Source organism: Schlesneria sp. (genome assembly GCF_036405755.1).
GTDB lineage: Bacteria > Planctomycetota > Planctomycetia > Planctomycetales > Planctomycetaceae > Schlesneria > Schlesneria sphaerica.
Genome location: NZ_DASWWZ010000587.1, coordinates 1 through 20,746, shown reverse-complemented (window position 1 = coordinate 20,746; position 20,746 = coordinate 1). Strand labels below are relative to the sequence as shown.

Sequence of the window (20,746 nt, the reverse complement as noted above, 5' to 3'; positions counted from 1 at the left end):
GCGAAAACCGCTTTCCAACGAGAGCTGGAGCGGATACGGGAGGCTCGCCGGTCAGAGATGGTCAGACCGAGCAAGCAGCAGGCAATAGTCGAGAACCTGTTTCCCGCGATCGCCAATTGGGTCCAGGGTTGCGGCCATATTGAGATCGGCGATCAGGAAAGCTATGGGTTCACAGTTCGAGCCATCGACGATGGCGGCGTCGTCTTCGAAGATGACAAGGCAGAGACGCTGGCCGAAGCAATGGCGACACTGGAACAGGGATTGGCCAACTATTTCGAGCAGGAAGAGATCGAGTGACGAAAGTCGTCGCCGACATCTCTAACTCATCTACCCGCCGGCCTGCGGGTAATTACTCGCCTCCGCTGACCGGCGACTGATTATTGCAATCGCGCTTCGGACACTACTTTCGCTGGTTAAGGTCGACCCCTGGCCCTGATCGAGTTCACGAAATCCCTCGGCGGCAAGTTTTCTCAGGGCCTCCAGTTTCTGGTCTTCGATCTGCGTCTGCTGCTCCACGAGTCGCAGACCGGCCCTGAGCACTTCGCTGGCATTCCTGTACCGTCCGGCGTCCACCTGCTTTTCCACGAACTGGTCAGAATGCTGGGCAAATTGATGTTTCGGGTCGGCATGGCATTCCCCTCGATCTGCGTACTTCTGCTCAGGATAGCCTCGTAGGCAATTTTCGCCAATTTTTCCAGAAAGCACCTGAGGGCTTTGCCACAGCGAAGAACGAGGGTCAACAGACCCAGTTGGACTCAGGCGTCATCGATTTTCATTTGCCAGTCCACGCCTCTTTGGTAGAAGGAAAAATGGATGAGTCCAATGATCTGTTCATCGTGCCGCTTAGACATCCTTGACGGCACTGAAACATGCCCGATACGTTTGGAATGGGACTGATTCCCTCTTCTGCGCAAGATCGGTCGTCGGATGGAAGTGGGTTAATGACCATGATGTCTCAATCTGACCAAACGAATAAAACCATCATACGACTCGTTCTCGCGACGACGCTGTACGTTAATCTCTACTTGGTCTGGTCCAGGGCCAGTTGTCTGTACGCTCAACAATATGCAAGTGAGGGCTATTTCTTCGTCGTGGTGATCCCAACAGGCCCGCTGTTGACCGTGGAGTTTGCGGTTCGAATCCTGTTTGCCCCCTTAATCTTCATCGATACTGCGTTTGGCGGCCCATTTCCATCGAGTCAACCAATGATGGAACTAAGCTCGAAATCGCCTGCCCGAGTCTCTTGGCGGGAGTAGAAAATTCCAAGGCGAGAATGGAATGTGGCGACGGATGACCTTAACGCCATCCGCTTAGGATCCGACGCGGGAATCGCCCTCCTCACCACTCCTGAAATCATTGAGCGCCGGGTGAAAAACACAAACCCTGCGGACGTGACATTGCTCAGACGTTCCCGTAATCGAACGGGTTACGACGTTTCGTATTCGACGAGGCAACCCGATGTACGATTGGTGGATATCAAAGCTGCCATCCGGATGACTTCGTCCCCCGTTTCTGTGAATGGAGACGAAAAAGGAGATGACTCCAGTTCTGCGTTCGACGCGCCCAGTCGTTCCAAGAAGGTGTTGGAACATAGCCAAACTTCTGAAATTGGACTTACCCTTTTCGCTACGTCCCTAGACTGTGTTCTACCGACGTCTCAAGGATTTGGAACCGTCGAGGTAAGATGTATTGAATTCGACTAAGTTCTTCAGCTCCAACAAAGATACGACCCTGAGTAATCCAGTGGCGGTCGATTGACAACCTGGGTACCGCTCGAATCTACTTCAGGAGGTCAGCCAAACGAATTTCTGCAAAAAAAGTGGTGACCTGTAAGTGTTGGTCAGCACGGATGTTTTCGGATCGGACGCAAATGGGATGGCGCTTTGAACAACCAGACAACGAGCTTGGATTCGAGCAGCTTTGCCTTCGACTCTACCGGAAAGTCTGGAGCAATGAGGGGCTTCAGCTCTACGCAAAGCGTGGCGAAACTCAGGATGGTGTCGATATTTGCGACCCATTTTGCCTGAGACCAATCCGTGCAGTCCAGTGCAAACATCACGAACCCTCTAAGAACATCCGTCCGTCAGAAATCAGAGCGGAAGTCGCAAAAGCCGAAAAATCACATTTTCCGATCGAACGATATGTAATTGCGACAACCGCCAAGAAATCCGGTTCCGCCCAGGATACAGTAGTCGCCTTAAACCAGCGCAGCGACAGAAAGTTCCTCGTCGAAATACACTTTTGGGAGGAGTTATGTCAGTTCGCAAGCGAGTTTGGCCTCGCTCGTGCTCAGATGATCATGTACGGCGAGACAATCGTTGCTGTTTCTGATGCCATCAATCAAACGAGAGCCACACAGCTCGTAACAAATTGTCCGAATCAAGAGTTGGATTCGGATGAGCCATATAGAACGATAGAACAACTAATAAACGATCGTAAACTCGAAGTCGCGCGACATGAACTAGGTAAACTGCCATCAATCGAAACGGCGTGCTCCTTGTCATCAGACGTACGCTATAAGCTCCTGAGACTGCACGCACTATTCCATCTTGAATCGGCTGAATTCGATTTGGCTAGCGCACTGTTTTTGCAGGCATATGCTGTTTCACCCGATCTGAACCAAGCAAAGCAGAATCAAGTACTGGGTTACATACTTGCGAACAATCTGCAACGAGCTTACGAGAATGCTGCTAGGTACATCGCAGAAGGTCTCACGACGCCAGTAATGGTTCTGCGTCTCATTGACAGTACGTCAGTCCCATCGCAAATCGAACAACATCGGCATATCTTCGCTTCGTTCATCGACACCGATGAAAGTATTAATTTGTCGCTTGCGCTCAAGTACCTAAGCTTCGGTGAATACGAAAAATCGTATGCAGCAGCCATAAAATCTTTATCCCTCAGCTCCGATTCACCTCACGCGCAGCTCGCGGCGGCAATGTCAAGACACAGTGGAGCGGTTCACGGCGACATCACCCGGCGTACTGAGGGATTGAACATCGCTTTGGAACATTATGCCGCCGCCGAATCTCTGGCAGTTTCACAGCGATATACACATCTGCTTCCAGAGATTTTCTCTAACCGTGCTAGTGTAAGGACCCTTTTGCGAGACACGAAGGGGGCGGAGGCTGATCACCGAGACGCAATCAAATATGCAGCGAACAAATCTTTTTGGGTGGCAAGGGCTGTCGGGTTTTACCTTCATGAAGAAAGCTATTCCTCCGCACGTGAGCTTCTGAATTTTTTGGACCGGACTACCCAAGAGGGGCAATTTCTCTTTTTGCTTACAGAGACCCATTTTGGCGATTCGGAACTGAAACGTGCTCACATTGACGAAATGTTACTCCTTGCTGCGGAGACTTGGGACCGTGCGGTCGAATGCAGATTTCATAGCATCCAATGGGCGATGGATCTTAGGCAATTCGATCTCGCAGTATCGTTAGTTCCCGAGGCTTTTCAAAAGTCACATCCCTTTCATGCGCATACGATGCTGGCGTGGATTCGATGGACGGAACAAGACCAAGTCGCCGCAATGGACGAGGCTGCGAAGGCGTTGAATGCCAGTATTCAAACGGCGCAGCCACAAGAACTGCGCCTCCTCGCAATGATCCTTGTGAAGCTCAATGATCACGCGAACGCACTTCCCTTATTCGAACAGCTTACGACTCCTGGTGTTCTCGACGAAAACATGGAACAGTTAATTTCATGTGCCCAGCAATTAGAACGCCACGATCTGTTGTTGCGACTGTGCCGAGAACTTCGAGAATCTGGTGTGGCTGATGATCGACTACGAAAGCTCGAAGTACAACTTCTTAGCCACTATGCCCCGCGAGATGCACTGGAACTTGCTGAAACATTCATTACGCAGAGTTCCAGTTCTGGGTACTTCGTCGCCGTCAGGAACTCATTGGCGGTTCGTCTCAGGCAATTCGACAAGGTGGTCCTTGATTCGGCGTCACTTCCAGAACCTCGGGATATTTCATCGCCCGAGCTACCAGACGTGTTACTGCCCTTTGTCGCGATGGGAAAGTTCGACCAAGCACTGCAATTTCTCTATCGTCATCGGCGTTCGAATTGTGACGACGAACAATCCCAAGGTAGTTATTGTGTCTTCTTTCTCAAGTACGGTGACAGAACATCTTTGCAAGCCCCGCCCTCGACTGTCCAAGTTGATTGTGCGGTGCTGTTGGAATTTGACGATCATGACACATATTGGATCACCGTCGAGAATGAGCAACCTGCGCCGAGTAAGGGTGAATTCGCTTTGTCAAGCGGAATAGTCCAAAGCATTGCTGGCCGTCAAGTTGGAGAAGCGGTAGAGCTTCCGACGACTTTCGTTCGCCCCGAGAAAGCCACAATTCGCGAAATCCAAACAAAGTACGTCCGCGCGTTCCAAGATACGTTTCAGAATTTTCAACGACGCTTCCCTGAAACTTCTCTGCTACAGAAGGTTCATGTCGGAGATGCGGAGAAATTTGATCCTTCCACGATCGTGGAAAGCTTGAAAGAACGTCGGGGGCACGTTGAGAACTGTATTCAGATTTACTGCTCTCAGCCTTGTTCACTTTTTATTTTTGCACAGTCAGTTGGGGCTACTGAACTTGACGCAATCAAAGCGCTTGTTTCATACCCTGATCGGCGAGTGTATTGTTGCAACACCACTCCTCAAGCATTTGAGAGTTCAGCAGCGGAAGGTATTCACTCAGACACGATTGTCCTCAGTATTTCAGCAATCATCACTATTTCAATGCTTGATGGTTGGAAATCACTTGATCCAAATAAACACTACCTAATCTCACAGCTTACAAGCGAATTGTTAGATTCGTGGATTCACGAATCGTCAACGGGAGCGTTGAAAGAATCGGGCGTCCTAGTCCTCGGTGAAGACAACCAGTTGGTGTTTCTTGAGAAAAGCCTCGAACAGAGAGAACAGCTTTGCGAGGAACTGCGAACAATTCGGCAAGAAGTCGATTGTCGTTGTATGCTGGCATCATCGATGGCTCCTGCCGAATTATTGCCCGAGAAACGCAAGCTCTACAGTGACGTGGTTGGTAGACACAATCTTGAGGCGGCAGGAGTTGCAAAGAGCCACAATGCTGCATTGTGGACCGACGACGTGACTGTTGGGTTTGTTGGATCAGTATTTGGAGTGACAAGTATTTGGTCACAACTCGCGTTTCGCTGTTTTGCGAATACGGATGCAATCTCGAGGAATGAGTTTAATATCGTCACAGCGAAACTTGCAGCGTGGAATTACACAAATGTGATCTGGTCAGCTGAAACGATAATCGCCGCTGGCAGTTACACCGACTGGAATGTCAGCGAGTGGCCATTCCGAGATTCAATTGCGCTCATTTCCCAATTTTCTGGGGGATTCCTTCACAAGGCACACTCCGTAATTGATTTCTTGAGGTGCCTGCGTCGCAGTAGCTGCAACGAGTTCAAGCAAGGCATAGTCATCCATACGCTGCTTCAAGATTTGGGCAATATTGAATTGGTGGAAATGATCTCACGTCATGCATACTCCATTTTTGGAGTCGATCTTCCCACTGCGAGCTTTGTTCGGCAGGAGTTTACACGATGGTTGAGTGGCAAGTTTCGCTTCATGGACTAGAGTATACGCCTCTCCGATAGCGAGCCGTGATTGAGAGTGCAGGCCGGGAAAAAGGGGGGGGGCGGTTCAATTACTTGACGTGAGTAGTGGGTTAAGATCAATGCGGTTAGGAAGAAACATAATGGCCGATCGATTGTCGTCTGTTTATGAAACGCATGTATACGAAGCAGCCGAGCAAGCCGCCAATCCTATTATTCAAGCTATTACGCATGCTACTCCAGAGGAACGATCAGCGTCACAAATGCAACACTTCCTTAGTGTGGTTGACTCATACTTAAACGCAGATGAAGTAGACTATTCGACTCAGGCATATACATGGCTCGCAGGTGTTTATTACTTTTTGTCTCGCGACAACGACACTGAAATGATGTCGCTGGTCTGGGAGTGGGTGAAGACAACGATCGAGAGAGGAATGCGTGATGAGGAACGATTTTCACTTTGTTACACGTTCCTGTTTCCGATAGTAGACCCTCCAAAGAAGGATTCAGATGTTAAGCAACTTTTGAATCTCTATGATGATTGCATCACTCGCCCTTATGTTCAGGAGGCATATTCCCATCATGAAAATGGAATGGCCTTAGGTCTTGATTTGTTGCAATATTATCCCCATGTTTATTCGTCATAAACTGACATTTGTTCGATTGGGACTGCGGGAATTCGACCTGAATGTGGGGCAAGCTCCCTTCTTTCTAAATGATTTGGCGTGCAGATTGACGTTCTGCTTCGTCGGTTGAAACAGTTTTGCAATCTCCCGTTGCGTCAACCTGATGGGGTCCGTCTATGACGCGGAGTTCCAGCCTGGCTTGGCCGTCTTCGCTGGTGTAAATGATCAGATCGCTCATGCATCGGCTCCCGGACCGCCGACGTCCCCGTCGGCACAAATTATTCTCTGAGAATCCGGGTTTGCACTCGACCAACGCCAATCCGACATTTGCTCACAAAGACCAGCCTTGACAGGATTGTTGTGGATGTAGGCAGTCACTGCCAACAAATGTTCTTCATCGCGGATGTACCGATCCCAATACTCGCGCATCCAGAACTGTTTTTTGTCTGGGATACTCAATCCAAGTTCCTCATTCCTGGCGAGAACCCATCTCGAAGTAAACGATTTCCATCCTTGAACAATTTTCGCAAGCTGATCACGGCAATTTGCCAGCACATGGACATGATTCGGCATGATGCACCAAGCGACGAGCTGATAGCGGACACCATGAAAATGCAGTAATGATTCTTGAACTTTCTCAGCGACAGTTGGATGTCGCAATGCACAACATCCCAGCCCTTGATCGAGCCAAAACTCAATCCGCCTCCGTTTCTCTGGATTTTGCCGTTCTTTTGGAATCCGGGAGAGTTCCCGCTGCATTTGAATCAGAGTCTGTTTCGGCAAACTGTCTGCCAACCGGAAGGTGATGCTCTGCAGCAATCCGTATCCATCACAATGAGGGACATATCCCCGCGAATACCAACCCCTTGGCCCGCCGACGTCCTCGTCGGCCCTGTTCTGATTTCTCGTGTCCTCGCTTTTGCTCATCGACTGGCCATTCTTCTTTCGAGTCGACTTGGCAGATCCACGTACTCTCTTGCCGACGGGGACGTCGGCGGTCCGGGTCATTCACGCCGCAATAATCGCTTTACTGTTGCATGGCGTTTTGTATGGTCGTCGATGTTTGCCATCGTGAGCACCCTTTAATCCGTTGGGTTGCTCAGCAGATAGACCAGGACGTCGCGGAGTTCTTCGGGGGTTTTTACCAGGCCGAGGGGCATGGCTGAGGCTTCGCCGAACTGGCGTTCGTCGATTTGTGTTTTTTCGACCGTGATGCGTTTGGTGTCGGGTAGCAGGAGTTCGAGCTTTTCGCCGGTTTCGGAGACGACCAGGCCGGTGATGACCTTTCCTTCGTGGGTCGTGATCACCGTTGAGCGGAAGACGGGGGAGATGACCTTACTGGGGACGAGCACGGATTCGACCAGGTAGGGTAAGGTGAAGCGTTTTCCTGCGTCCGCGAGACTCGGGCCCCCTCCTCCTGCCTGCGATGCCGTCACGGCGTGGCATTTGACGCAGCCGAGCGATTCGGCACCAAACAGCTTGCGACCTCGGATGGGGTCACCCTGCTTGATCTCCTCGGCCCAGTCGTATTGGATGAACTTGGGGTCGAGAGCGGCCTGGGTCCCTCCTTCGGTTTGTGACTTCAGTCGCTCGGCCAGCGACAGGCCGTCCGGCTTTTCGGGAAGTGAGAAGCGGACGTCACCCAGGTGGCGGAAATGCAGGTACTGGCCGCCGATCCCTTGCTTCATCCCGACGCGGACGAGGATGTCGTTGCTGCCGGGTTGCAGGTCGAGCGGTACGACGTCGTCCAGTTGGATCAGGGGCCGGACGATGTCGTTCTCGTGGACCAGTTTGCCGTTCTGCCAGACTTTGACACCATCTTCGCTTCCCACCAGCAACTGCATCCGCTGAGCGGTGGGGCCTTCAAACCGGAACAGGCTGTAGACAGACGAATTGGGTGAGGGACCGAACAGCAGGTTGAAGTCATACAGCGGGCGATCAGGGCTTGTCGGCTTCGTCTTCTTCCATTCGTACTCTTTGCCCGCAATTGAGAGCGGGCTGCTGAGGTCGATCGCGGTGGTTTCCACGGGATGGACGGTCTTTTGAAAACCGTTCGCATCGGGGATTGGGCCGAGTGTCCAGATCTCGGGCTTCACGTGTTCCAGTTTGGCCACGTCGAGCCGGCGATCCTGTACTCCACTGACGACGCGGGCGATCTGCGGTTCACTGCGAGGATCATTCAGCAGGGAAAGAAAGTGGGCGGCCTGAAGCCGGATCCGGTCATTGTCATCGTGCAGGCGTTCCACCAGCAGTGCGAAGAGTCGTTCCTGTTCCGACGTGTGCGGCAGAGCGTTCCAGTGTTCGGCCGTGGTGTAGTTCCCGACTCGGCCGAGGGTTCGCAGATCGATCGGTGCCTGCTCATCGGCGTACAGGATGATATTGGCTTCCTCTTTCTGCTGCGGAGCGAGCGGCGCTGCGGGTGAGAGTTGCGCATCGACCGGGGGGATCGTTAACCGGAACCCGGCTGTCAGCACGCCCGCCATTCGTAAGACGGTTTCGGGGGTGTGGCACAGTTCGGCAGTCAGATTCGGCAGGGGGAACCGGGCCAGAGCGAGCGGGTCGGCCTGATTCGGGACGGCATCGACGGCGTTCAGGTCCGTCGCCGATGTGAAGTGGTGGTACTTTCCCTCACGTCGACGCTGCAGGTAGGCGTGCGGCTCACGTTCGATCGATGTCAGCAGTTCCTCCCCCTCCCTGCTGGTTTTTTCATCGGCGGATTGCTGATCGGCGCGGGGGCTGAGGAGCGAAGCGAGCGAGTTCGCGGATTTCTTTGCTGGTGATCTCTCAGTGATCCGGTTGGATGGCGGGATGACAACCTTTCGGCGTAACAATTCCTGCCGGGCGGTGGAGGATCGCCAGTGAGCCGGGTTGTTGAGTTCGGCGAGCAGTTTTTCCTCAGAAGCACTCGTCGTGTCATACGGATCGAAGGGCATATTCACTGGGTCGTCTTTTCGGGTGATCACAGCAAGATCGCTGCGATAGGTGGGGGACCCTTCGTTCTGCGCCATGTAACAGAGTGTGACGAAGACACGTCCCCCGCGACCGACGCAGACGCCGACAGGCCGCGCCTGATCGCGACCTTCGAGCAGGATTTTTTCGGTGGCGGTGAATGTTTCGCCCTGTTGTTCGAGCGGGAAATAGGAGACGGTCCGGCGACACCAGCGCGCGACGAGCAGGCTGTGATGGTATTTGTCGGGGAGATATCCATCGGCGTAGTAGGTCTGCAGGACCGGAACCGCCCTCCCCATCTCGTTGTTGACCATGGGGAGAATGTCAGCGCGGTCTGGCGTTTTGCTCTGCATCCAGCCCCGCGGCCAGCTCCAGTACGAATCGGGGGTGACGTGCATCAGTCGTCCGGGAGCGAACTGAGACGGGATCCCTTCATGATCGTTGTCGTTCGTGAACAGATTGCCGTCTTTGTCGAAGCAGAGACCGCAGGGGTTTCGCAGGCCTCGCGCGAATGACTGGAGGTGTGTGCCGTCGGGGCGGATGCGGAAGATGGCTCCCACACCGTTATAGGGCATGGAATCCCACTTCTGATGGAATTCGGTGTCGTGAGTTCCGCTTGCTTCGGCTGCAGGAGTCTGCGACGGGTTGAGGGTTCGAGAGGCCGCTTTAGCTGCAGTTCCGTCTGTGGGGGATCGGCGGAAGAACATGGTCCAGTGACCCCAGTGATCGGGGCGAGTGAAATCGCCGTAGTACCAGAGAGGATCGCCCATTGAGACGTAAAGATCCCCGTCTGGGCCCCACGCACAGGCATGCAGGCATTGGTGGACATGTCCGTTGGGGACACCCCAGAGCAGCCGCTCGGGTTTCAGTCCTGACCGGTTCACTCGTCCTCCCGGGATCCGATAGACGGCGCTGACAGTGACGACGTACAGGTCGTCGCCGCGAACTTCGATATCGTTCAGCCAGGTATGATCGGGGAATTCGTACAGCAGGACTCGAGGTTTGTAGCGACCCTCGGCATCGAGATCATAAGCGAACAGATTTTTGCGGCCTCCTACGAAGATGCGGCCGGTGGAATCGGTGCGGACAGAGAGGAATGAGTCATCGGGTGAGGTATCAAGCCGTACGACCTTGAGGTCGGGATCGGTGACGTGGTAGTCGAGTTCCTCGCCGGAAGTTTTCGTGACTTCGTCACCCGGACGATTGGTGACTCCGTCACCCGGTTGCGCAGTGACTTCGTCACCCTGGCATCTGGCGGGGGCCCCGCCCAGACATGCGCCCGCGAGGAAGACCAGGGTGAGGAACGACGATGCACTCCCGAACCAGCCACGTACCATCTTGATGCTCCTCGTTCGATTCTGTGAATGCTTTGGACGTCATTGTGGGTCCCTTCGCTCGCGCACAGGGCTGACGCGATGGGGCGGGAATTCTCACCCGTCGGGAGATCGAGTGATTGTACGACAAGAATCCTTCTCAGGTCATGCGAGTGATGCGGTGACGTTACTTGCCGAATCATGCGAACCATCCGATACTGATAACGTGAGCAGTTGGAAATATGATTGCCAGTCTGTCGCATCCCTTCGCTGATGACAGTTTCCATTGAATCTTGAGGATCAACCGATGAAATGCCGGTTGCGGATATGTGCACTGTGGTTTGTGCTGTTGGCTGTTTTCTCGCCACGGCTGACCGCTGAAGAACCGTACCTCGAATTTTTGCAGGGGCTGCGTAACCGAAATTATTTCGACTATGCACTGCTTTATCTGGACCAGTTGGCTCAGCGTCCTTCCGTCCCGGCCGAAATTCAGAAGTTGATCCCCTACGAGAAGGCGATCACGCTGAGGGAATATGCCAAGACCCTGCGCAGTGCCGAGAAGCAGTTCGAGCAACTTGATCAGGCGCTGGCTTACCTGGATCAGTTTATCCGGGAAAACCCTGATCACCCCTCGAGTGGCGATGCCAATGCCGAACGGGCGCAGATGCTGTTGCAGAAAGCAGGCGTCGAAATCTTTCAGTCCAAGGCACCGGCGAATCAGGGAAGCAAATCCGAATTCCAGCGGCGGGGCCGTGAACTGGTCCAGAAAGCACGAGACGTTCTAAAGCTGGCTTTTGATCAGCATGATGCGGCGTTCAAGAAGTTTCCCACGTATATCGATGCCCAGAAAGAACCGGCTCAGTATGCAGAGCGGTCCCGGATTGAACGAAACCTGATTCTGGAAACGCTGAGTCTGGCCAAATGTACTTATCTGGAAGCTCAGACTTATGACCCGACGGCGCCTGAGTTCAAACAGTTGCTCAGTCAGGCGGCGGACGAGTTTGAAAAGATGCACCAGCGTTACCGCAGCCAGATTGGCGGACTGCATGCGCGGGCCTGGCAGGGGAAAGCCTTTGAAGAACAAGGGGACCTGCAGAAAGCGCTTGGTATCTACAATGAACTGCTAGATCATCCCGGCGACGATGGGCCGCTGCAAAGTCTGAAGGCTCAGGTCCTGCAATTCAAACTGATCTGTCTGTATCTGCGTAACGATTATCAGCTTGTCGTGGATCTGGCTGAGGAATGGTTGAAGAAGAGCGGTGACGACTCCAAGACACCGGTCGGACTGGGGATTCAGTGGGAACAGGCTCGTGCTTACGAGGCACTGGGGAATAATCGCAATCTGCCAAAAGCGGATCAGGAACGGTTCTGGCGACAGGCTCGCACGGTCGCTCAGCAGATCAATAAATATCCGGGCGAGTACAAAGATGTCTCGCTGTCGATGATGCAGCGGACCCAGGTCAATCTGGGGGGGCGTGAGCGGAAGCCGGATGACTTTGAATCCGCCTACGGTCTGGGACGACAGAACTTCAACTCGTCGCAAGAGATCAAAAAAGAACTGGATGCCGCGATCAAGAACCAGAAACCGGCCGAGGAGATCACTCGGCTGAGACAGGACTGGACGAACGAACTGAATGATGCGGCTCAGAACTTCGATCTGGCCATGCGGCTGATGAATAAGCGGGACAACGTGAAGGACGTGGCCACGGCAAGGCTGCTGCTGGCCTACACGAACTTCTATCTCCGCAGGAACTACGAAGCGGCGGTGCTGGCCCAGTTCGTCGCCCGGACGACCAGCGATGAAGAAGGGAGTGTGGCGCTGGACGCGGCCTACATGGCCATGGCGGCGTTCGTTCAGGCGTACAACGACAATAAGGCCGAGCCTGATTCCAAGCAGGACGAAATGCGGATGATTATCAAAGCCGCAAATCTGATCGCTCAGCGCTGGCCGGAAAGTGATAAAGCCAATGAAGCCCGGTTGATCCTCGGGCGGATGTACTCTTCGGCGAAAAAGCCGGTGGACGCGGCCGAATGGTTCAGCAAGGTTCCAGAAAGCGATCCGAAATATCCCGAAGCGCAACTTGCTGCGGGACAAGCCTACTGGATTGCCTATGGATCGGCGGCGCGGATGGCAACTGAAGAGCGTCCGACTCCTGAAAAGCAGGGGGAATGGAAAGCGTCTGCCGAACAATTTCTGCGAACGGGGATTCAGAAGCTGACGGCGACGTTGCCGAAAGAAGGCCCCCTGCCCCAGGAACTTGTCAGTGCCAAGATTTATCTGGCCGAAATTCTGCTCAGCCAGGGAAAAGAGGCTGAGTCGATTGCGCTGCTGCAGGACGATCCGCAGTCGATCGTTAAGGCGATCACGGTGCCTGACGAGTCGCAGCGACCTGAAAAGGGAATTCAAAGCCGCAGTGTTGCCAAGAGTGTTTACACACTGCTGCTGCGGGCCTACATCGGCCTGGGGCCGGACAGAATTGATGATGCGCGTGCCGCAATGAGAACGCTGGAGGCGATCGCGGCAGGTGACCCCAGTTCCGATCTGACCGATCTGTATGTTGGACTTGGGCGAATGCTGAAGTCAGAACTGGAACGCTTCCAGGCCAATGGAGAGACCGAGCGTTTCAATAAGCTGATGGAGGCGTTTGAGACGTTCCTCGATGACATGTACAAGAAGCAGGAGGGGCAGACGCTCGGTTCGCTCAGCTGGATCGGCGAGACCTACTTTGCCCTGGGTGAAATTTCGACGGATGGATCCAAGACAGCCAGCTACTATGACCGGGCTGCTTCCGCGTTCAACGGAATCCTGACGCGTGCGGCAGTGGATCCCGGTTTCGCGACACCCGACCAACTGCTGAACGTCAAGGTGCGGCTGGTCCGTTGTAACCGGCTGAAGAAGGATTTTTCAGGAGCTCAGCAGCTACTGGGCGACATTCTGAAAGTCCGTGGGAATGACCTGAGAACACAGATTGAAGGAGCCTCCGTCTATCAGGACTGGGGATCATCGGGGGACAAAAGCAAGTTCGCCATTGCGATCAACGGGGAGCCCAATCTGGGTGTCTGGGGTTGGGGCGGTATCGCGCGCAGGATTCAGCAGCAGAAGAATTTCGCAGATCGTCCGGATCTGGTGGATCATTTTCTGGATGCGCGTTACGCCGTCTCCCTCTGCCGGTTCCGCTATGGCATGGAACTCGCCCCGAAAGAGAAGCAGAAAGCGCTGGATGCCTGTGCGATGGAACTCGTCGGGACCTCGTCGATTATGAAGGTCCTTCCGGAAGAAAAACGTGCGAAGCTCAATGAGCTCTACCGCGAAGTGCTCAAGGAATCCGGGCAACCAGTCGTCGATCTCCCAAGAAATGAAGAGATTCCACTGGAAACGTCGCGGCCGACGAAATCCGCAGAGGCCGCCAGTGAGCCGAAAAAGGAGGCTGACGCAACCGCAGCGACGGGTCAGGGAACGGCAGGCACGGCAGAGGCTTCCAAGTCCATCGACACGACAACCTGGGTCATTTTCCTTGGTTGTGTGGTGGCCGGGATCGGACTGATTGGCTGGGTTTTGTTCAGCGGCAAGGGTAAGGCAAAGAAACCAAAATCGTTTGGCCGCAAGGACGTCCCTGTTTCCTTTACTGGGGTTTCCGTGGATTCAGGGCCCCCCGCTGCGTTTGCGGCCCCTGTCCCGGGCAAGGTTCGACCCAGGAATCCAGTCCCGAAGGGGACGGCGACAGCACCGGGGGCGGCCCCGACTGCTCAAGCTCCTGCCAAAGGAACGACGCGGACTCAGTCCAGGACCGAGTCAGGCGCACCCCCTTCCCCCAAGCCACGACCAAGGCCGACGGAACCTCGCAAAGACGAATAAGACAATCTAAGACAATCGAGCAAGTCACAAGGACATCGAATGACTCTCAAAATTCCGGCATTGCTTTTGATCGCAGGCACCGTCGTTTGTCTGGCGGCGAGCCCGCTCTGTGCGATTGACATCATCACCAAAAAGAACGACGGCAAGCGGGTCAACGGGACCATCTCTGCCATGACAAAGACAGAGTTGACGCTGAAGAAGAATCAGGGAGATCCTGAGATCGTCGCCGCCAACAACATCGCCGCCATCGAATGGGAAGGAGGGGGCGGAGACCTGAAGCTGGGTTACAGCGACGAATTGGGGGGGCGCTACGAATCCGCGACTCAACGGCTCATGAAGGCGAAGTCCGACATCAAGTCTCCCAGCGAATTTCTGAAGGGGGAACTGGAATACGTTCTGGCACGTGTCGCGGCGAAGCAGGCATTGAGCGATCCTGATCAACGAGAACAGGCAATCCAGAAGATTCTGGCGGCACAGAAAGCATTTCCTGACCACGTGCGATTTTATGAATCGCAGATGCTGCTCAGTCAGCTTTATCTTGCCGCAAAAGATTTCGATGCGGTCCGCACGAATCTGGAAAAGCTGACGCAGGCCCCCTGGGATGACGTGAAACTCGCCGCCCGGATCGTGGAGGCACGGGCTCTGATGGCGGAAGGAAAACCCGACGAGGCGATCAAGGCATTTCAAGCCGTGGCCGATGCGGCAGGTGATTCGCCGGCCGATGCGTCACGGAAGTATGAAGCGATGCTGGGGCTGTCTCGAGGTCTGATCGAACAGTCGAAGTTTGAAGAGGCCCTGAAGATTCTGGATGAAGTGACAGAGAAAGGCCCTGCCGACGATTCGACCGTGCAGGCAGAAGCCTATACCCTGCAGGGGCATGCCTATCAGGGGCTGGGCCGAACCAAGGAAGCAGCCCTCGCCTACCTGCACGTCGATATCCTGTTCCCGCGAGAAACCGCCTACCATGCCGAATCGCTGTACCAGATGAGTATTCTCTGGAAACTTGTCCAGCATCCGGATCGCAGTGCGGAAGCGGCGGGAAAACTGGTGCAGATGTATCCCAACAGTGAGTGGCGAAAAAAGCTCGCGGGACAATAAGCGATGGGAAGAGCAATTCGGGGGATCACTCGTTCGCTCTGAGGGGCGACTCCAGCGTGGAATTGGGGCCCTGATTGCAGGATTGAGTGAACAAAGAGAAAAACAGACATACAGTGGGTCCCTCTGGCAACATGGGGACCGGGAACTTAGAATCGCTCCGCACATCTCGAACAAGTCATCGGGCCACAAGACGCCTGCCAAGAAAAAGGAATGAAACAAGTGAAGGGGATTGAAATGAACCAGACGGTCGTTCGCAGCCGCTTGTGGTGTTTGGTTCTCGCCTTGCTGGTGGGAGGACTGTCTTTCGCTCAACAGACTTCGACCTCCTTTGCCCAGGATGACGAGAAAGTGGTGTCAGTCGATGACCGGTCCGGTGGGGACGCGAAAGCTGCGGAACCGAAGAAGCCTCAGCAAACATTCCTGATGTGGATGATCCGCGCTTCGGGGATCTTCGGCTTTCTGATCATGCTGGTCTCGTTCGCGATGGTCGCCATCATCATGATGATTGCCCTTCAGCTTCGCCGGGATAACTACCTGCCCACGGCCTTTATCGAAGAGTTCGAACAGCGATTGCAGTCCAAGGACTATCAGGGGGCTTACGAAACGGCGAAGTCCAGTGATTCCTTTATCGGGCGGATCATGGCCGAGGGGATGGGGCGTCTGACCCGTGGTTATGACGAAGCTGTCGAGCAGATGCAGCAGGTCGCCGAAGACGAAACGATGGCGATGGAACACAAGATTGGGTACCTCGCGCTGATTGGCTCGATCGCACCCATGCTGGGGCTGCTGGGCACCGTGCAAGGGATGGTCATGAGCTTCCAGGTGATCGCCAATTCCGCGACCTCGCCCAAACCGTCCGAACTGGCGGACGGGATTGCCACCGCCTTGTTCACGACTCTGGAAGGGCTGACCGTCGCAATCCCCGCGATCATTTTCTATTCGCTCTATAAGAACCGTTTGGCCCGATTCCTGATGGAATGTGGATTCGTGGCAGAAAATCTGATGAAAAACTTCCAGAACGCAGGGAAAACAACGGCTCCTGCTGCGGCGAGTCGTGCAGGTGGAGCAGCCCCTGCGGCAGCTCCGTCGGTTCCTCGAAACGAGTAGTTGATTCGAGAATTCGCGCGTTCGTTGCGGTGAGCGCCTAGGTTCGTAAGTTGAGTGTGGGCTGAAAATCCAGCGGGGCGATCCCCCGGCATTCGCCCGCCTCAACAACGAGGGCGTCATCCATTCAGGGAAGTCGGAGCGATGTTATGAAGATGCGTAAAGTCGAGATGGGTTTTACGGAACCCGATATGACGCCGATGATCGACATCGTGTTTCAGTTGCTCACATTCTTCATGATCGCGATCAATTTTGAGAACACGAAGGCGGACGAACGGGTCAAGCTCCCGAAAGACATGCTCGCCAAGCCGCCGGTCGTCAAACCCGAGCATGAACTCGTTCTCAATTTCGGATTTCAGCGGCTTCCCTCGGGAGAAGTGGCCAAATCGGTCCCTGAAGTTTTCTACAATGAACGATTTGTAGAAGTTCGTAACATCGGTCCCGATCTGGAACAGGAACGCCGAGTCATGGAACTGATTCATGGCAAGGAAGTGATCAAAGACGTGACGGTCCTGATTCGTGCCGATTCCGAGGTTCCCGCTGGTCTGGTTCAGGAACTGATCAAAAAATGCCAGGAAGCGGGCTTCACGAAATTCTCGCTGCGTGCCACTGCGGAGGACGTTTGAGATGAAATTGCGAAATCGCTCGAGCGGACCGACGAAAGTCGAAATCCCCATGGCGCCGATGATCGACATCGTCTTTCAGTTGCTGATTTTTTTCATGTTGAACCTGAAAATTGTCGCACCTGAGGGGAATTTCAATATCAACATGCCGATCGCGGCTCCACAGGCCGCTGCGAGTGAACAGAACCTGCCTGATATCAAAGTCAGTCTGGTCTCCGATCGCAGCGGGAATCTGACCCAACTGGTGCTGGGGTCGAAGAATCTGGGGAATGACGACGCCGCTTTCGATCGGCTGAACCGGGAGATCCTGCAGATTATCGGTCGTCCGGGGAATCCACTGACGAAAGATGTGGAAGTGGAGATCGATGCGGACTACGAAACGCAGTACAAATACGTCGTGAAAGCGATCTCAAAATGCACCGGTCGCTATGATCCTGCGTCGAAACAGGTGACGCGGTACGTGGAAAAAATCAAGTTCGCGCCGCCCCACAAACCGAAGGCCTGACATCTGATCAGGGGCGTTCGATTTGCCACTGGCGCCCACGACGATACAATTGCCCCTTCCCCCTGAACCGACTCAGGGGAGCGTCGTTTCACTCAAATGGCTTTTCTCAATGACTTCTGCGGCTGATTCTCACGACTCCAATTCGACCCAGGAAGAACTGATCCTTGTCCTCGATTTTGGCGGACAGACGGCGCAACTGATTGCTCGCCGGATTCGGGATCAGCACGTTTTCTGTCAACTGGTTCGACACGACTTACCTGTCAGCCGGATTCGCGAACTGAATCCAAAGGGGCTGATTCTGTCGGGGGGCCCTGCCAGTGTTTACGAGCCGAATGCGCCGAAAGTGGATCCAGCCCTGTTCGACCTGGGAATTCCGGTCCTGGGGATCTGCTATGGTTTGCATCTGGCCAGTCAGCACCTGGGAGGCAAAGTGTCACCCGGTTCCAAACGTGAGTTTGGGCGGACGGAATGTCGTGTTTTGAGGTCTGACACGCTCATGGCCGGGCTGCCGGAACTCAGCACCGTCTGGATGAGCCACGGTGATCACGTTGAAGATGTCGATGCACACTTCCTTCCGCTGATGGACACTTCCTCCTGTGCTTATGCCGCAGTAAAGCATCGGCAGAAGACGGTTTACGGATTGCAGTTTCACCCCGAAGTGACGCACACCGAGTACGGCGGCCAGTTGCTGTCGAACTTCGTCAAAGGTGTCTGTGGCTGCCGAGGAACCTGGAAAATCAGCTCACTGATCGACCGGGAAGTTCTCGCGATTCGCACACGAGTAGGTAACAAGCGAGTGATCTGCGGTCTGTCCGGCGGCGTCGATTCGTCCGTCGTGGCGGCCATTCTTTACAAGGCGATTGGAGACCAGCTGTCTTGTATTTTCGTGGACAACGGTCTGTTGCGTAAGGGCGAAGCCGACAAGGTGCGTGACCGGTTTCAGAACCACTTCAAGACAGATCTGCATGTGGTTGATGCGAAAGATCGCTTTCTGAGTGAACTTGCCGGGGTGACTGACCCTCAGGAAAAGCGAAAAATCATCGGCCGCGTGTTCATCGAAGTCTTCCGGAAAGAAGCCGAATCAATCCCTGACGCGCACTTCCTGGCGCAGGGAACATTGTATCCAGACGTCATCGAATCCGGCGCCGACATCGATGGCCCCGCTGCCACGATCAAGGCCCACCACAACGTGGGAGGGCTGCCCGAGCAACTTGGATTTGAACTGATTGAGCCATTGCGAGATCTGTTCAAGGACGAGGTTCGCCGGATGGGGCTGGAACTCGGCCTGACCGACGAACTCGTCTGGCGGCATCCCTTCCCCGGCCCGGGCCTCGGTGTCCGATGCCTGGGAGAATTGACGGCACCGCGACTGGCAAAGCTTCGCGAAGCGGACGCCATCGTCATGGAAGAACTGCGTCTGGCCAGTCTTTATCGACAGATCCAGCAGGCCTTCGCCGTTCTACTGCCCGTTCAGTCGGTCGGCGTCATGGGGGACGGCAGAACTTATGAAGAAGTGATTGCGGTCCGTGCCGTTTCGACCGATGACTTCATGACGGCGGACTGGTATCCCCTGCCCTACGACGTGCTGCAGCGGATCTCGACTCGAATCATTAACGAAGTCCGGGGTGTGAATCGAGTCGTTTACGACATCAGTTCCAAGCCGCCCAGCACGATTGAATGGGAATAATTCCCGTCGGCTATCGGGCATCAAACGTGGCGAACGACTTCGACTCGACCACCTGAGGTCCATCGCTTGAGGCGTGAACAATGAGAGCCGCCGTTTGATCGTGCAGGTCAAGCAGCGGCAGGCCTCGTTCCGGTCCCAGAATGCAAATGGCTGTTGCCAGTGAATCTGCAATCGCTCCCTCTGGAGCCACGACGGTAACGCTGCTGCGGTAGGTCAGCCCAAGTCCGGTCTGCGGATCGACGATGTGCGAGTAGCGGACGCCCGCGATTTCCACGAACTGGAAGGCATCGCCCGAGGTTGACACGGCACAGTCCCGCAGCGAGAGCAGTCGGCTGACGGCTCCATTGGGGCGATCCAAGGGTGCTACACCGACTTTCCAGCCTGTGGTGCCGGGGGGAGGATTTCCCGCCACGATGTCGCCGGCGACCGCGACCAGGCTCTGGTCGAAGCCCTGCTCACGCAAGATGCGGCTCATTTCCTGGGCAACGTATCCTTTGGCGATACCCCCAAAATCAAGCCGCATTCCTCGCTTTGTCAGTTTCACCGTCTGCTGGGCGTCGTCCAGAACGAGGAACTTCCATCCGACCGATGATCGGGCTTGCTGAATTTCGTCCTGGGTGGGGAGGACCTTGCGTTTTCGAGACTGTCGCCACAACTGAACAAGGGGACCAATCGTGACATCAAAGGCACCATTGGTCTGGTTCGAAATCTCGATCGACCGTTTCAGCAGGTGAAACAGCTCAGGGCTGACAGCGACGGCTTCGTCCTCGCCAGCCCGTGCGCAAAGTCTCATGACTTCACTGTCAGGTTTGTAGTCACTGAAAATATGATCAAGGTCTTTGACTCGCCGGAATGCGGCTTGAGCGGCTTGGTTTGCTCCGTTTTCGTCGGCAGCATATAGTGTGATCTCAACAATCGTACCCAGATGTGGTTCTGCAAAAGAGTACTTCTCGTCCGCCTGAAGCGGTGCGAGAGCGAAAGAGCAGACCACGCTCACGATCACCGTTCCGAATAGTTTCCAGATTTGAGTTGCCATGTTGTCTATTTCTTCAATCATGAATTCAGCCAGTCACGTGGGCGGGATTCTTCAAAACAATCCCTCGCAGCGCCAGACGAATGAGGGGCCATGTTCGTCCGTTGGTGTGCGTCGATCTTCGATCGACAACTTCAATCCTTCGCGGTGCGTCAAGCAGGCCATTGTCTTCTCTGTCAGCCTGCTGGCGACGTTCGGTATTCTGTTCGGGCAGGATGACCCGGGCGATGCCAAAACCGAAGCGGATATGAAGGAATATACCCAGACGATCCGCAATACCGAAGTCAATTTCAAGATGGTCCCCATCCCCGGTGGCGAGTTCCTGATGGGCAGCCCCGAGGGCGACGAGGGTCGTAACGA

At 54.6% G+C, this 20,746-nt stretch carries 13 protein-coding genes and 1 pseudogene; 10 read left to right on the top strand and 4 right to left on the bottom strand.

Annotated features, from left to right (window positions below):
• Positions 1-297: hypothetical protein (locus VGE80_RS19490; RefSeq protein ID WP_440593819.1), on the top strand; the 297-nt coding region annotated here is incomplete at its 5' end.
• 30 nt (positions 298-327) lie between these two features.
• On the opposite strand, the gene VGE80_RS19485 is transcribed toward VGE80_RS19490, so the two are convergent.
• On the bottom strand, positions 328-705 hold the full coding sequence (locus tag VGE80_RS19485; protein ID WP_440593818.1) for a type II toxin-antitoxin system ParD family antitoxin: 378 nt from the start codon (positions 703-705) through the stop codon (positions 328-330).
• A gap of 1,165 nt (positions 706-1,870) precedes the next feature.
• Here VGE80_RS19485 and VGE80_RS19480 point away from each other — a divergent pair.
• Both VGE80_RS19480 and VGE80_RS19475 read left to right on the top strand, forming a co-directional pair.
• Positions 1,871-5,614, top strand: coding sequence for a PIN domain-containing protein (locus VGE80_RS19480; RefSeq protein ID WP_440593817.1), 3,744 nt, complete (start codon positions 1,871-1,873; stop codon positions 5,612-5,614).
• Positions 5,615-5,735: 121 nt separating this feature from the next.
• Positions 5,736-6,239: a hypothetical protein gene (locus VGE80_RS19475; RefSeq protein WP_440593816.1), complete on the top strand. Its 504-nt coding sequence runs from the start codon at positions 5,736-5,738 to the stop codon at positions 6,237-6,239.
• Positions 6,240-6,452: 213 nt separating this feature from the next.
• On the opposite strand, the gene VGE80_RS19470 is transcribed toward VGE80_RS19475, so the two are convergent.
• Together VGE80_RS19470 and VGE80_RS19465 are read right to left on the bottom strand one after the other, a co-directional pair.
• Positions 6,453-6,977: an REP-associated tyrosine transposase gene (locus tag VGE80_RS19470; protein ID WP_440593815.1), complete on the bottom strand. Its 525-nt coding sequence runs from the start codon at positions 6,975-6,977 to the stop codon at positions 6,453-6,455.
• 323 nt (positions 6,978-7,300) lie between these two features.
• Complete coding sequence (locus VGE80_RS19465; RefSeq protein WP_440593814.1) at positions 7,301-10,504, bottom strand: hypothetical protein; 3,204 nt, start codon at positions 10,502-10,504, stop codon at positions 7,301-7,303.
• A gap of 283 nt (positions 10,505-10,787) precedes the next feature.
• Between VGE80_RS19465 and VGE80_RS19460 the strand changes: the two genes are divergently transcribed.
• The 6 genes from VGE80_RS19460 to guaA all read left to right on the top strand — a co-directional run bounded on the left by VGE80_RS19460 (position 10,788) and on the right by guaA (position 19,353).
• Positions 10,788-14,336 carry a tetratricopeptide repeat protein gene (locus tag VGE80_RS19460; RefSeq protein ID WP_440593813.1) on the top strand — a complete coding sequence of 1,183 codons (3,549 nt, stop codon included), beginning with the start codon at positions 10,788-10,790 and terminating at the stop codon, positions 14,334-14,336.
• Positions 14,337-14,375: 39 nt separating this feature from the next.
• Positions 14,376-15,434: a tetratricopeptide repeat protein gene (locus VGE80_RS19455; RefSeq protein ID WP_397569373.1), complete on the top strand. Its 1,059-nt coding sequence runs from the start codon at positions 14,376-14,378 to the stop codon at positions 15,432-15,434.
• Between the two features lie 210 nt (positions 15,435-15,644).
• Complete coding sequence (locus tag VGE80_RS19450; RefSeq protein ID WP_440593812.1) at positions 15,645-16,541, top strand: MotA/TolQ/ExbB proton channel family protein; 897 nt, start codon at positions 15,645-15,647, stop codon at positions 16,539-16,541.
• A 146-nt stretch (positions 16,542-16,687) separates the two neighbouring features.
• Complete coding sequence (locus tag VGE80_RS19445) at positions 16,688-17,164, top strand: ExbD/TolR family protein (RefSeq protein ID WP_373652932.1); 477 nt, start codon at positions 16,688-16,690, stop codon at positions 17,162-17,164.
• Position 17,165: 1 nt separating this feature from the next.
• Complete coding sequence (locus tag VGE80_RS19440; protein ID WP_397569375.1) at positions 17,166-17,666, top strand: ExbD/TolR family protein; 501 nt, start codon at positions 17,166-17,168, stop codon at positions 17,664-17,666.
• A 109-nt stretch (positions 17,667-17,775) separates the two neighbouring features.
• Entirely contained in the window at positions 17,776-19,353 is a 1,578-nt protein-coding gene (gene guaA, locus VGE80_RS19435; RefSeq protein WP_440593811.1) for a glutamine-hydrolyzing GMP synthase, read from the top strand.
• Between the two features lie 10 nt (positions 19,354-19,363).
• On the opposite strand, the gene VGE80_RS19430 is transcribed toward guaA, so the two are convergent.
• Complete coding sequence (locus tag VGE80_RS19430) at positions 19,364-20,389, bottom strand: FAD:protein FMN transferase (protein ID WP_440593810.1); 1,026 nt, start codon at positions 20,387-20,389, stop codon at positions 19,364-19,366.
• Between VGE80_RS19430 and VGE80_RS19425 the strand changes: the two are divergent.
• Positions 20,388-20,746: pseudogene (locus VGE80_RS19425) on the top strand (hypothetical protein); the annotation flags it as partial. The gene VGE80_RS19430 and the pseudogene VGE80_RS19425 overlap by 2 nt on opposite strands.